The 13,259-nt window shown below is 69.6% G+C and carries 11 protein-coding genes and 1 tRNA gene; 9 read left to right on the top strand and 3 right to left on the bottom strand.

What is annotated here, in order from left to right; genetic code table 11:
• Positions 1–215: 215 nt before the first annotated feature.
• Positions 216–839, bottom strand: coding sequence for a hypothetical protein (locus AC1Q49_RS06380; protein WP_101307088.1), 624 nt, complete (start codon positions 837–839; stop codon positions 216–218).
• Positions 840–1,047: 208 nt separating this feature from the next.
• Positions 1,048–2,256 carry an MFS transporter gene (locus AC1Q49_RS06375; protein WP_492491229.1) on the bottom strand — a complete coding sequence of 403 codons (1,209 nt, stop codon included), beginning with the start codon at positions 2,254–2,256 and terminating at the stop codon, positions 1,048–1,050.
• Positions 2,257–2,317: 61 nt separating this feature from the next.
• On the opposite strand from AC1Q49_RS06375, the gene AC1Q49_RS06370 reads away from it, so the two are divergent.
• Both AC1Q49_RS06370 and AC1Q49_RS06365 read left to right on the top strand, forming a co-directional pair.
• Complete coding sequence (locus AC1Q49_RS06370) at positions 2,318–2,992, top strand: GntR family transcriptional regulator (RefSeq protein WP_492491228.1); 675 nt, start codon at positions 2,318–2,320, stop codon at positions 2,990–2,992.
• A 193-nt stretch (positions 2,993–3,185) separates the two neighbouring features.
• A complete protein-coding gene (locus AC1Q49_RS06365) occupies positions 3,186–3,893 on the top strand; it encodes a GntR family transcriptional regulator (RefSeq protein WP_101307091.1) in 708 nt (235 codons plus the stop codon).
• Positions 3,894–4,030: 137 nt separating this feature from the next.
• On the opposite strand, the gene AC1Q49_RS06360 is transcribed toward AC1Q49_RS06365, so the two are convergent.
• Positions 4,031–4,117 (bottom strand) — tRNA-Leu (locus AC1Q49_RS06360).
• A gap of 264 nt (positions 4,118–4,381) precedes the next feature.
• Here AC1Q49_RS06360 and AC1Q49_RS06355 point away from each other — a divergent pair.
• The 7 genes from AC1Q49_RS06355 (at position 4,382) to pknB (ending at position 13,258) form a co-directional block, all read left to right on the top strand.
• Entirely contained in the window at positions 4,382–5,113 is a 732-nt protein-coding gene (locus AC1Q49_RS06355; RefSeq protein WP_060959616.1) for an FHA domain-containing protein, read from the top strand.
• On the top strand, positions 5,110–5,652 hold the full coding sequence (locus AC1Q49_RS06350; protein ID WP_101307093.1) for an FHA domain-containing protein FhaB/FipA: 543 nt from the start codon (positions 5,110–5,112) through the stop codon (positions 5,650–5,652). Before AC1Q49_RS06355 ends, AC1Q49_RS06350 begins: the two co-directional genes overlap by 4 nt.
• Before the next feature lie 10 nt (positions 5,653–5,662).
• Positions 5,663–6,901, top strand: coding sequence for a PP2C family protein-serine/threonine phosphatase (locus tag AC1Q49_RS06345; protein ID WP_060959614.1), 1,239 nt, complete (start codon positions 5,663–5,665; stop codon positions 6,899–6,901).
• Positions 6,898–8,289, top strand: coding sequence for an FtsW/RodA/SpoVE family cell cycle protein (locus AC1Q49_RS06340; RefSeq protein WP_060959613.1), 1,392 nt, complete (start codon positions 6,898–6,900; stop codon positions 8,287–8,289). Before AC1Q49_RS06345 ends, AC1Q49_RS06340 begins: the two co-directional genes overlap by 4 nt.
• On the top strand, positions 8,286–9,746 hold the full coding sequence (locus AC1Q49_RS06335; protein WP_060959612.1) for a peptidoglycan D,D-transpeptidase FtsI family protein: 1,461 nt from the start codon (positions 8,286–8,288) through the stop codon (positions 9,744–9,746). The genes AC1Q49_RS06340 and AC1Q49_RS06335 overlap by 4 nt, the downstream gene beginning before the upstream one ends.
• Entirely contained in the window at positions 9,743–11,467 is a 1,725-nt protein-coding gene (locus AC1Q49_RS06330; RefSeq protein ID WP_101307096.1) for a serine/threonine-protein kinase, read from the top strand. Before AC1Q49_RS06335 ends, AC1Q49_RS06330 begins: the two co-directional genes overlap by 4 nt.
• An 87-nt stretch (positions 11,468–11,554) precedes the next feature.
• Complete coding sequence (gene pknB / locus AC1Q49_RS06325; RefSeq protein ID WP_492491227.1) at positions 11,555–13,258, top strand: Stk1 family PASTA domain-containing Ser/Thr kinase; 1,704 nt, start codon at positions 11,555–11,557, stop codon at positions 13,256–13,258.
• Position 13,259 lies beyond the last annotated feature (1 nt).

Raw genomic sequence — 13,259 nt, 5'->3', positions numbered from 1 at the left:
CTCTCCTTCTGGGCTGCTCGCGGATGTGCACGCGCACTCGTACGCTGCCGGAGCGTCAGAGAGCTGCGTACCTGGAGAGGGCCCGCGGGACGGGGCGGACGCATCGGCACGTGGGGAGACCGAGCGTCGGCCGGGCTGGGGACTCGGCCTTCCCGCGAGCGGCCTTGGGGTGCACGCTCGCGGTCGGGTGAACGTCCCCGCCCCGCGGGAGTCGGCTACGGCTGGACCGAGATCGCGTCGAAGTGGGCCTGCACGTAGGAGACCTGCCCCTGCAGGGCGTTGTTGTCCGCGGCCGATCCCTGATCCGGGAGCGTGATCGCGACCTCGAGGGTGCCCTGCTCGCCCGTCAGGTAGGTGCCGAGATCGAGATCATCGACAGTCGCCTGCGTGGCGTCGGTGACGATGTCCGTGCCGTCGAGCGTGATCGTGTAGCGCAGGGCCGCGACCATCGCGGGGTCGGACGTGTAGCCCGGGCGATCCTGCAGGGAGAAGGAGATGTCTGCGCTCAGCGCCGGGCTCTCGTTGCGGAACGGAATGGCGACACTGATGGTGTCGCCGGGAGTGATCAGCTGCGACCCCGGGACGTTGATGTTGACGCCCGCTTCGGTGTCGGCCTCCTGCCACGTGCCTGCCACGGGGTTGCCGTCGGCGTCCGTGCCGACGACCTGGATGTTGAAACGGTTGTTCCCACCGATACCGCTGTCGTCGGTGCCGTTGCCGAGGTTCAGGTTGGCGAAGTCGGTGAAGGCGGCGGCCGTGACGAGGCTGGCAGCGCCGAGCAGCGCTCCTCCCGCGATGAGGAGGCGCTTACGGCCGGGAACGCGTGTCTTGGTGTCCATGGGTGTCCTTTGCGTGGGGTGAGCGCGCGACTGTGGTGTCGCACGGAGTACGGCACTGCGACACCATCGAGAGATGGCGCCCGCCGCCGGGAGACGAGCGACCCGACGCGAAGTCCCCCTTGCGCCGCTCGGCTCGTTCCGCGATCACTGTACCAATTTTCTTTGGTTATCGCAAAGGAGAAGAACTGTTTCCCTTCAGGGCCCTGCGCTACATCGACCCGGACGCACCGTCCCGCCGCGGGGTGACCATGAGCGCCATCAGCGGCGTGACTCCGATCAGTCCGAAGGCGACGGGATAGCCGACGGCGGCGATCAGTGCACCGACGAACGGACCGACGGCGGAGGCGGCGAGGAACTGTCCCGTGTTCTGGATACCGAGGGCACGACCCGACCAGAAGGGCCCGGCCGCCTCGGCGACCGACGTGTAGGCGAGGCCGTTGTCGGCGACCGAAACCGTCGAGGCGACGAGGTACAGCACAACGACCAGCGGGTCGAAGCGCATGGCGCCGGCCACGGCGAGGGCGACCATGACCAGCACCCCCGCGCCCGCCACCCATCGCAGTACGCCGACACGGGTGCCGACGCGGTCGCTGAGATGACCGACCAGGATTCGGCCACCAGCGCCGACGAACTGCGAGACCGCGACGAGGGCACCCGCCTCGGCCGCGCCCCATCCCATCGCTGCCACGAGCCACACCATGCCGAAGATCGAAAGCGCGAACTGCGGCACGACCAGCAGCGCGGATGCCACGTGGATGCGGACCAGGAAGTCGTTCGCGCGGTACGGGCTGACCGCGGCATCCACGGGTCCGGATCCGCGCGCCGGTCGCGGCGGATTGCGGATCCCCCATGCGCACAGCACGACGAGCACCCCCGTGATCACCCCCGTGACTACCATCGGCGCCGCGAGCCCGCGCATCGCCAGCGGGGGCACGATCAGCGCGGCCACCGCCACCCCGAGCGGCTGGGACATCTGCCGGATCCCCATCGCGAGGCCTCGGCGCCGGGCAGGGAACCATCCGATCACGACGCGACCGCTCGCGGCGTTCGCGCTGGCCGACGCCGCGCCGCCGAAGGCGAGCAGGACGCCGAGCAGCAGGTAGCCGTCGTCGCTCACGGCGGCCGCCGCGAAGGAGGCCGCCGCGGTGAGCACGAGCCCCGCGACGATGATCTCGCGCTCCCCGTACCGATCGGTGAGGACGCCCCACGCCACCAGAGTGCACACCATACCGAAGGTGGGTGCCGATGCGAGCAGGCCTGCCTGCGTCAGCGGAAGGCCGCGTTCGCTGTGCAGGAGCGGGATCAGGTAAGCCGGCGTCGACACCAACAAGGTGCCCGCCGCCTGAGCCAACACGCCCAGCGTCAGCATTAGCCAAGCACGCGCGGGCGCGGCCGTGGAAGTCCTCGTGATCAGCATCGCGGCGTCCTTTGTCGGATAGAGTGCTGGTATACCAGTCTGGTACACCAGGAGAGTAGCCGTGACCCCGCCCGCCCCCTACGACCGCCTCCGCGCCGCCGTCCTGTCACTCGACCTGTTGCCGGGTGAAGGATTGAGCGAACGCGGCCTCGAATCGCTCCTCGGTGCGTCGCGCACACCCATCCGCGCCGCCCTGATGCGCCTCGAGAACGAAGGGCTCACCGTGCGGGATGGGCGCAGCTGGCGCGTGGCCCCGATCGACCTCAGCGAGATCCGGGCGGTGATGGAGTTTCGTGAGGCGGCCGAGGTCGCCGTTGTGACTCTCGCCGTAGAGCGCGCTGATGAGGCGGAGCTCGACAGCTTCGCCGCCCTCCTCGACGAGAGCGGCACACACGACGATGCCGACACCGTGCTGCGTGACGGCAGCGACTTCCACATCGCGCTCGCACGCCTGTCGCGCAATCCGTTCCTCGTGGATGCGGTGTCCGGGGCGCTCCTGCGCCTCAGCCGAACCCGGTGGCTCGAGGTGCGCAGCGCGGCGTCGCGCGCGCAGGCGCGAGCCGAACACCGAGAGATCGTCGCGGCGATCGCGGCACGGGATCCCGAGCGGGCACGTGAACTCGTCATCGCACACGGACGCGGGACGCGCGACCGTGTGCTCGCCGTTCTGTCCGCGGAGCGAGGGCGTCTGCGCGGACACGGCCTGTCGATCGTGGAGTCCGCGGTGACGAGATGAGCGGCCGGCTCCCTGCCGGCGTGGCCGACACCACGCATCCTGACGTCGCTCACGGCGAAAACGCGGATCACGACCCCCCAGCGTCGCGACGGCGTCATTCTCTGGTCGGCGCCCCCTGCGATCCTGGGCGGCGCCGCCTACGGAGAGATCCGACCTGTCGCAGCGTCTGCGCGCGACGTACCATTCGATGCAGATGAGTGACACCCTTTCTCCCATCGAACTCACCAGCGGGATGATCCTGAGCGACGAGATCTACGCCCGCATCGGTGCGGCGATCGCCGACGGCACGTTCCCTCCGGGCCATCGGCTCCGCGACGTCGAGCTCGCGCGGCAGCTCGGCGTGTCCCGGACGCCCGTGCGTGAGGCGCTGCAGCGACTGGAGCGCTTCGGGCTCGTCGAGATCGCCGTCGGCCGCTACACCCGGGTCACCGCTCCCGACGATGCGCTCCGCCGCGACACCGGCGAGTTCGCCGCGTACTTCCTGGGCAACGCAGTGAACCTGGCCGTCTCCCGGTGCTCGGACGAGGACCTCGCCGACATCGTCGGCACCGTCGACGCCGCCCTCGCGGGCATCGACGCGGGCGAGCCGGCAGCGGTCTTCGCCGCGGCATCCGCTTTGGGGCTCCTCGCCACGCGGGCGACCGGCAACGGGGTCTTCCTCACGATCATCCGCGAGACCTCGATCGTGGTGCAACGCAACCTCCGGGGGTGGTCGGGCGTCGTCGCAAGACCGGCACCGCGCCGCGAGAACTGGCAGCGGCTGCGCGACCGCATCGCCGCGCGCGACGCGGTCGGCGCGGAACAGGCCATCCGGACGCTCTACGGCGTGACGCCCGGCGCCGCGCCGGCCAATCGTGAACGGGGTGACCAGCGAGGGCCGAATGTCGACTCAGCCGAGTGAGTGACCTTCGCACACCCTGAAGTCTTCGAAGACCGTGAACAGCAGAAAAGGCCACCCCGGAGGGTGACCTTTTGCATCGCACCGTAGGAGACGAGATCACCACCGGCACAGCCGGGCTGATCTCCGTCGTCTTCCTGTGGTGCGCGAGGGGGGAGTTGAACCCCCACGCCCTTTCGGGCACTGGCACCTGAAGCCAGCGCGTCTGCCTATTCCGCCACTCGCGCGAGCCGCGACATCCGAAGATCTCACGGACTCAACTTCCCGAGGATATCACGAGACGGGAGGCGTTTCGACTCGGCGCTGCGCGCCTCGCTCAACGCACGGGCGGCGCTGCGCGCCTCGCTCAACGCACGGGGCACGCGGGCGGGGCCCCCGGGCGTTGAGCGAGCGCAGCGAGTCGAAACGCGACGCCCGACATCGCACGTTCCGCGTGCGCTCAGCCTGTGCAACTAGCATGTACGCACCGGTCGGCGATCCTGAGGAGCCCTGTGGGACTACTGGACAGCTTCGAGAAGGGACTCGAGCGCGCAGTGAACAGCGCGTTCGCGAAGTCCTTCCGTAGCGGCATTCAGCCCGTCGAGATCGCGGCCGCCCTGCGCAGCGAGCTCGATGCGAAGGCTGCCGTCGTCAGCCGCGACCGCATCCTGGCCCCCAACACGTTCGAGGTGCGCATGTCGCCGGCGGATGCCGAGCGCATGCTGTCCCTGGGCAGCGCGCTCGACTCCGAGCTGCACACGCTCGTCGATGCGCACGCGAAGGCACAGGGCTTCACGTTCGCGGGACCCGTGACCATCTCGCTCACCGCGGATCCGACGCTGTCGACGGGGACGCTGCGCGTGGCATCCCAGACGGCCGCCGGCCAGGTCGCGTGGCGCGGCGTCGTGGAGATCGCCGGAGCGCAGCACCCCCTCGCGAAGGGGCGCACCGTCATCGGGCGCGGCAGCGACGCCGACATCACCATCCCGGATGCCGGCACCAGCCGCCGCCACGTCGAGATCCTCTGGGACGGCGAGCGCGCGATGGTCCGCGACATGGGCTCCACCAACGGCACGCAGCTGAACGGAACCAAGATCGCGGAGGCCCCGCTGCCGCCCGACTCGGTGATCACGATCGGACGCACCGACATCGTCTTCCGCGTCGTCGCACAGGCGACGCCTCCCCGCCCCACCACCTCTGCCGCCGACGCGACCCGCGCCTTTGGATTCGGAGGATCCGCGTGAGCGAGTTGACCCTCCTGCTGCTGCAGATCGGATTTCTGATCCTGCTGTGGTTCTTCGTGTTCGCCGTCGTCTACTCCTTGCGCGCCGACCTCTTCGGCGTGAAGGTTCGAAAGCTCCCCGAGCCGGCGGCCGCGGGGCTCGCCCCGGCGGCGGCATCCGCTCCCGCGCAGGCCGCCACGGCGCCCATCGCCCCCGCCGCCCCCGCGGCGGCGCCCACACCGAGCGGGCCGCAGAAGGCGACCCGCGACGCCGTGTCACGCATCGTCATCACGAGCGGACCGAAGGCCGGCCTCGAACTCCCCCTCGGCTCCGAGGCCCTCACGATCGGCCGCTCCAGCGAGTCGGGGCTCGTCATCCGCGACGACTACACGTCCAGCCATCACGCCCGCCTGCTGCTGTGGGGCGACCAGTGGATGATCCAGGACCTCGACTCCACCAACGGCACCTGGCACGACGGCGCACGCGTGAGCACCCCGGTGCCCGTGCGCGTGGGCGCACCGATCAAGGTCGGCGCGACGACGTTCGAGCTGAGGAAGTAGCCCGCGGCTCATGGTGTTCGAGGGATCGAGCGTCGCCATCTCCCATACGGGGAAGGTGCGCTCCAACAATCAGGACTCGGGCTACGCCGGCTCGAACCTCTTCGTCGTGGCCGACGGCATGGGCGGCCACGCCGGCGGGGATGTCGCCTCGAGCATCGCCGTCCACCGTCTGAAGGAGCTCGACCACCCCTACGGGTCCACCGGTGAGGCCGAACAGGCCCTTCAGGAGGCGATCTCCTCCACGGCGGCCGTGCTCATCGACACCGTGGCGCGTCGGCCCGAGCTCGCCGGCATGGGGACGACGGTCAGCGGCCTCATCATGGTCGACGACTACGCCGTCATCGCCCACATCGGCGACTCCCGCATCTACCTGTACCGCGACGACGCGCTCACCCAGATCACGACGGACCACACCTTCGTGCAGCGCCTCGTCGACTCGGGTCGCATCACCCCCGAGGAAGCGCGCTACCACCCCCGCCGGTCGGTGCTCATGCGCGTGCTCGGCGACATGGACCCCGACCCCGAGGTCGACACCTTCATCATGCCGACGCAGCCCGGCGACCGCTGGCTGCTGTGCTCCGACGGTCTGTCCGGGGTCGTCGACGACGCCCACACGAGCAAGGTGCTGGGCCACCACTACCCTCCGGGGCGCACGGCCGACCTCCTGCTCAAGCAGGCCCTCGACGGCGGGGCTCCCGACAACGTCACGGTCGTCATCGTCGACGTGGGCGGCAGCCACCCCATGTTCAGCGGGACCGCCACCATCGTCGGCTCGGCATCCAACCCGCAGGGCGTCGAGGTCCCGGCCGCCCGACCCGGTCGCACCAGCTGGCTGCACTCGGCGCGGCAGGCCGCGAACGAACCGACGCACTTCGAGCCCGCCGCCGAGTTCCTCGAGGAGCTCATCGAGGAGGATCGGCGCCGCGCCCGCCGTCGACGCGTGTGGTGGGTGGTCGGGCTGCTGACGATCCTCCTCGCGCTCGCGGCGGCGGCGCTGGGCGCCTACAGCTGGACCCAGACGCGGTACTTCGTGGGCGCCGACACCGACACCGTCGTCATCTTCCGCGGCATCCAGCAGGATCTCGGTCCGCTCTCGCTCTCCTCGGTCTACGAGGACACCGGCATCATGCTGAAGGACCTGCCGTTCTACCAGCGGCTCGCGGTCACCTCGACCATCTCCGCGCGGTCGCTGTCCGACGCGGAGCAGATCGTCGACACGCTGCGCACCACCGTGGAGGATGAACGATGAGCGCGTCGACCGACACCGTCCAGACCGATACGACGGTCGTCAAGGCGTTGCGGAGACTCCGCGTGCCGCAGACGCAGCGCAATCGCGAGCTGGGCCTGCTGCTGTTCGCGTTCGCGATCAACGGCGCCGCCATCGCACTCGTGCAGCTGGGCGCGCTCGGCCACATCGACTGGACGTTCCTCTACTACTGCGGCGCACTGACGGTCCTCGTCCTGGGGCTGCACATCGTGCTGCGCTTCAAAGCGTCGCAGGCCGATCCCTTCGTCGTCCCGATCGCGACCGTGCTGTCGGGACTCGGGCTCGCCATGATCTACCGCATCGACATCGAGGATCAGAGCACCGGCTGGGACGCCCTGTCCACGCGCCAGCTCGTCTGGCTCGCGATCGCCACGGCGGCAGCCGTCGCGATCGTCGTCTTCCTCAAGAACTACCGTGTGCTGTTCCGCTACACGTACGTGTTCGGTTTCGCCGGCATCCTCCTGCTCGTGCTGCCGTTCATCCCGGGCCTCGGCACCGACGCCAACGCCGACGTCTGGATCTCGATCGGCGGCATCTTCTCGTTCCAGCCGGGCGAGCTCGCCAAGATCGCGCTCGCGATCTTCTTCGCCGGCTACCTGGTGCGCACCCGCGAGGCGCTGAGCTCGGTCGGCACCCGCTTCCTCGGGATGACCTGGCCACGCGCCCGCGAGCTCGGTCCGCTGCTGCTGATCTGGCTCGCCTCGATGGCGATCATCGTCTTCCAGCGCGACCTCGGCACCGGTCTGCTGATGTTCGGCATGTTCATCGCCATGATCTACGTGGCGACCGGCAAGACCAGCTGGGCGGTGCTCGGCGTGCTCCTCGCCGTCGGCGGGGCGATCATAGCCTCGCAGGTGCTGACGTACGTCGGCTGGCGCTTCCAGAACTGGCTCGACGCCTTCAACCCCGCCGTCATCGATCGCGACGGCGGCAGCTACCAGCTGGTCAGCGGCATCTTCGGCCTCTCCGAGGGCGGGCTGCTCGGGACGGGACTCGGTCGCGGACGCCCCGGCCTGACGCCGCTGTCGCAGAGCGACTACATCTTCCCCAGCCTCGGCGAGGAGCTGGGCCTGATCGGCGTCTTCGCGATCCTCTGCCTGTACATGGTCTTCGCGAGCCGCGGCATCCGCATCGGCATCGCCGGACAGGACGACTTCGGCAAGCTCCTCGCGACGGGCCTGTCGTTCACGATCGCCCTGCAGGTGTTCATCATGGTCGGCGGCGTCACCCGCCTGATCCCGCTGACGGGTCTGACGACCCCGTTCCTCGCGGCCGGCGGCTCCTCGCTCGTGGCCAACTGGATCATCGTCGCGCTGCTGTTGCGGATCTCGGATGCCGTGCGCTCCCGACCCCGGGTGGTGATCGGATGACCCGCGAACTGCGACGGCTGTCGTTCATCATGCTGGCGATGTTCATCGCCCTGTTCGGCGCGACCAGCTGGATCCAGGTCGTGCAGGCCGGCGACCTCGGCGAGAACCCGCGCAACAAGCGCGCCCTGTACGACGCCTTCGAGGTGCAGCGCGGGTCGATCATCGCGGGCGACACCGTGATCGCCGACTCCGTGCCCAGCGACGACGTGTACGCGTGGCAGCGCCAGTACGTCGATCCGCAGATGTGGGCGCCGGTCACCGGCTACATGAACCCGCTGCTGAACTCCCTGACGGGTCTCGAGCAGTCCATGAACAAGGAGCTGTCCGGCACCGCGAGCTCGCAGTTCCTGTCCCGCGTCGAGCGGGTGATCACGGGTCAGCCGGCCCGCGGTTCCAACGTGCTGCTGACCCTCGACCCGACCATCCAGAAGGCCGCCTTCGACGCCCTCGGCAGCTATCAGGGCGCGGTCGTGGCGATGGACCCCACGACCGGACGCATCCTGGCGATGGTGACCAGCCCGAGCTATGACACCAACGCGATGGCGGTGCACAACGCCAAGCAGGTCAACACGACGTACGACGAGCTGCTCAGCGCGGCGGTCAACCCGCTGGAGAACCGCACGATCGGCACCCTCAACCCGCCCGGCTCGACGTTCAAGCTCGTCGTCGTGTCGGCCGCCCTGTCGTCCGGAAAGTTCACGCCGGACTCGACCTTCCCGAACCCGGCGACCTACACCCTGCCCGGCACCTCGACCTCCATCCGCAACTTCGACGGCAACACGTGCGGACCGGGCGACCAGGTCACCATCGCCACCGCTCTGCGGCTGAGCTGCAACATCCCGATGGCCCAGCTCGCCGTCGCCCTCGGCCAGGACGCGCTGCGCGCCGAGGCGGAGAAGTTCGGGTTCAACGGCGCCGATCTCGACATCCCCCTCGCGGTCACGGGATCGGTCTACCCGACCTCGAAGCTCAGCGATGCGCAGGTCGCGCTCAGCGGTTTCGGCCAGGGCGACGTCACGGCGACGCCGCTGCAGATGGCGATGGTCGCGGCCGGTATCGCCAACGACGGGGTCGTGATGAAGCCCCGCATGGTCGATCGCGTCGTGGCCCCGGATCTGACGGTGCAGGAGAGCTTCGCCGACACCGAGCTGGGCCGCGCGCTCAGCACGACGGATGCCGCGACGATGACCTCGCTGATGATCTCGAATGTCCGTGACGGCGCTGCCAGCGGTGCAACAATAGACGGGGTCGATGTGGCCGGGAAGACCGGGACGGCAGAGCACGGGGCTTCGGATCCGTACACGCTCTGGTTCACGGGCTTCGCCCCGGCGCAGGATCCGAAGGTGGTCGTCGCCGTCATGGTGGAGAACGGCGGAGGTCTCGGGCAGTCCGGCACGAGCAACGGGATCGCGGCTCCAATCGCGAAGAAAGTCATGGAGGCGGTGCTGAGCAGATGAGACCGACACAGGGTGTGAGCTTCGGTGGACGCTACGAGCTGGACTCGCGGATCGCGATCGGCGGCATGGGCGAGGTCTGGGAGGCCACCGACCACGTGATCGGACGCACCGTCGCGATCAAGATCCTCAAAGACGAGTACATGGGCGACCCGGGCTTCCTGGAGCGTTTCCGTGCCGAGGCCCGCCACGCGGCGCTCGTCAACCACGAGGGCATCGCCAGCGTCTTCGACTACGGCGAGGAGAACGGCTCGGCCTTCCTCGTGATGGAGCTCGTGCCCGGCGAGGCGCTGTCGACGATCCTGGAGCGCGAAGGGTCGCTGTCGACCGACAAGACGCTCGACATCGTCGCGCAGACCGCCGCCGCCCTGCAGGCCGCCCACGCGGCCGGCCTCGTCCACCGCGACATCAAGCCCGGCAACCTCCTGATCACGCCCGACGGGCGTGTGAAGATCACCGACTTCGGCATCGCGCGCATCGCGGACCAGGTGCCTCTGACGGCGACCGGACAGGTGATGGGCACGGTCCAGTACCTGTCGCCCGAGCAGGCGTCGGGTCACCCGGCATCCCCGGCGACGGACATCTACTCGCTGGGCATCGTCGCCTACGAGTGCCTGGCGGGCAAGCGCCCCTTCACCGGTGAGTCGCAGGTCGCCATCGCGATGGCGCAGATCAACGACGCTCCGCCTCCGCTGCCGGCCACCATCGCCGAGCCGGTGCGCAACTTCGTCATGAGCATGATCGCCAAGAAGCCCGAAGACCGGCCGGCCACCGCGTCGGCGGTCGCCCGGGCCGCCACGGCGCTGCGTCGCGGCGACGTCGCCGGGGCGGTGGCGATCGTCCCCGCGATCGCGGGAGCGATGGCGCTCGACGACGTCACCAAGCTGCTCACTCCGGGGATGGCGACCCAGGAGGCGACCCGCATCCTGCCGACCGCCGCCGCGCTGGGTTCGGCGGCGGACGCGGGAGCGCCCGCCGAGGAGCCGAAGAAGAAGCGCAGCCCGTGGACGTGGCCGCTCGTCGCGCTCATCGCGCTGCTGCTGATCGTCCTCGGCGGCACGCTGTTCGCACTGTTCGCCAACCAGGGCGGGCAGCCGACGCCGACGCCGACGACCACGTCGACGACGGCCTCCCGCACACCCACGACTCCCACGCCGACGCCCAGCAAGACGACGGTGTCGATCGACAGCCTCGGACTGATCGGAAAGACGTGTGACGAGGCGCAGTCCATCGCCACCGCGAACGACGTCCAGATCACGTGCGAACGCGGCTCCGCCGCTCCGACCGACGCCGAGATCGGCAAGATCTACCAGACCAACCCGACGCGCGGCGAAGTCCCCACCGGCAGCATCATCACGGTGACCTTCTACGACGAGATGTCGCCGATCGGCACGCCCACGGCGCCGACCGTGACGAACGATCCCAAGGGGTCGCAGACGTTCACGGTGACGTGGGAGGCCTTCAGCTGCCCGGCCGGGTCGTCGGTCACGGCGTACAACTTCACGGTGATCAACGGCACCTTCAACGCCAACGACAGCACGACCTACCAGTCGCCGACCGCACCGCGCAGCTTGCAGGTGACCGCCGACAAGGACGTGCAGCCGGGATCACTCATTCTGGTGAAATACACCGCTCAGTGCGGCGACCGCGAGAGCGGCTCCTCGCAGGAGGGCCAGGCGCAGATCCCCACGGCGAGCACGTCGACGGGAACTCCGGCGCCCTGAGCGGCGAGCCTCCTGGGACGGGGGCGCCCCAGGAGGCGTTCAGCAGGGTTCGATTAGGCTGGCGGTGAGTCAGCCCAGGGGAGAGAAGTGTCGGGAGAGCAGCGTGTGCTGTCCGAGCGGTACCGCGTCGATGAGCTCATCGGCCGCGGTGGGATGGCGAGCGTCTACCGTGGACAGGATCTGACCCTCGGCCGCCAGGTCGCGATCAAGGTCCTCAAGCGCGAGCTCGCCGACGACAACGCCTTCCGCACCCGTTTCCGGCTCGAGGCGCAGTCCGCCTCGAGGATGTCGCACCCGGCGATCGTCCGCGTCTACGACGCCGGAGAGGACACCGAGACCGACCCCGACGGCACGGCGCACCAGGTTCCGTACATCGTCATGGAGCTCGTCGAGGGCACCCTGCTGAAAGACCTGGTCGCCGATGGCGGTGTCGCCGTCCCCGATGCCATCCGCTACGTGGACGGCATCCTGGAGGCCCTCGAGTACTCGCACCGCGCGGGCGTCGTGCACCGCGACATCAAGCCGGGCAACGTCATGGTCACCGCGGCCGGCCAGGTCAAGGTGATGGACTTCGGCATCGCCCGCGCCGTGTCCGACTCCTCCTCGACGGTCGCCGAGACGACCGCGATCATCGGGACCGCCGCCTACCTCTCGCCGGAGCAGGCGAAGGGCGAGCCGGTCGATGCCCGGGCCGACCTCTACTCGGCCGGCATCGTCCTGTACGAGCTCCTCACCGGCCGTCAGCCGTTCCGCGGCGAGTCGCCCGTCGCCGTGGCGTACCAGCACGTCAGCGAGACGCCGCTGGCACCCTCGGAGCTCGTCGACGCGATCCCCCGCTCGGTGGATGCCGTGGCCCTGCGTGCTCTCGCCAAGGATCCGTTCCAGCGCTACCAGGACGCGGCCTCCTTCCGACAGGCGCTCGACGCGACCCTCGAGGGGCGCGCACCCACGAAGAAGCAGGTGGGGGCGCTCACCAGCGAGCTCTACGGTGCCAACCCGCGGCAGGCGGCCGAGACCGCGCGGTCGCTCCGGCAGCTGACCGCGGACACGACGATGAGACGCACGCAGGCCGGCCCGCCCGCGGCCTGGATCTGGGCGGGCGTCGCCGTGCTGGCGGTCGTCCTGATCTCCGTGCTGATCTGGGTGATGACCAGTCGCCCGGGCACGCCCGTGCCCCAGAACTCCCGCATCGTCGAAGACGTCACCGACATGTCGTGGGACCGCGCGAGCGAGACGCTCACGGCCCAGGATCTGCAGCCGCGGCGCGTCGACCAGAGCAGCGACCAGATCACGGAAGGCAACGTCATCCGCACCGATCCGGGCGCGGGCACCACGGTCGCACCGGGTCAGTCGATCACCGTCTACGTGTCGACGGGCCAGCAGACCAGCGCCGTGCCCGCGCTCACGGGTCTGTCGTCCACGCAAGCCGAGGCCGCTCTGAAGACGGCGGGCCTGCAGCTGGGCGCGGTCACGACCCGCAGCGACCCCGATCTGGCGCAGGGCATCGTGATGTCGGCCGACCAGACCGAGGGAGCGCAGGTGCCCGTCGGCACGCGCGTCAACCTCACGGTGGCCAGCGGCAAGGTCGCGCTGGTGAACCTGGTCGGCTACACGGTGGAGGCCGCGACACGCGAACTCGAGTCGGACAGTCTGAAGCTCACGCCGACCGTCGTCGAGGATCCGTCGTGCCCCGCCAACCCCGGCACGCCGATCGTCGCCGGACAGTCGTTGCCGCCGGGAGACGTCCCCATCCACTCCACGGTGGAGCTGCGGGTCTGCTCCGGCACCTGAC

This window comes from Microbacterium sp. MPR-TSA4 (assembly GCF_058792815.1).
This window is presented reverse-complemented; position numbering and strand designations above follow the sequence as displayed.

Coding starts and splice junctions, on each gene's coding strand:
- AC1Q49_RS06335 (WP_060959612.1), top strand. CDS start 8,286: ATGACCCGCGAACTGCGACGGCTGTCGTTCATCATGCTGGCGATGTTC.
- AC1Q49_RS06380 (WP_101307088.1), bottom strand. CDS start 839: ATGGACACCAAGACACGCGTTCCCGGCCGTAAGCGCCTCCTCATCGCG.
- AC1Q49_RS06365 (WP_101307091.1), top strand. CDS start 3,186: ATGAGTGACACCCTTTCTCCCATCGAACTCACCAGCGGGATGATCCTG.
- AC1Q49_RS06345 (WP_060959614.1), top strand. CDS start 5,663: ATGGTGTTCGAGGGATCGAGCGTCGCCATCTCCCATACGGGGAAGGTG.
- AC1Q49_RS06340 (WP_060959613.1), top strand. CDS start 6,898: ATGAGCGCGTCGACCGACACCGTCCAGACCGATACGACGGTCGTCAAG.
- AC1Q49_RS06330 (WP_101307096.1), top strand. CDS start 9,743: ATGAGACCGACACAGGGTGTGAGCTTCGGTGGACGCTACGAGCTGGAC.
- AC1Q49_RS06375 (WP_492491229.1), bottom strand. CDS start 2,256: ATGCTGATCACGAGGACTTCCACGGCCGCGCCCGCGCGTGCTTGGCTA.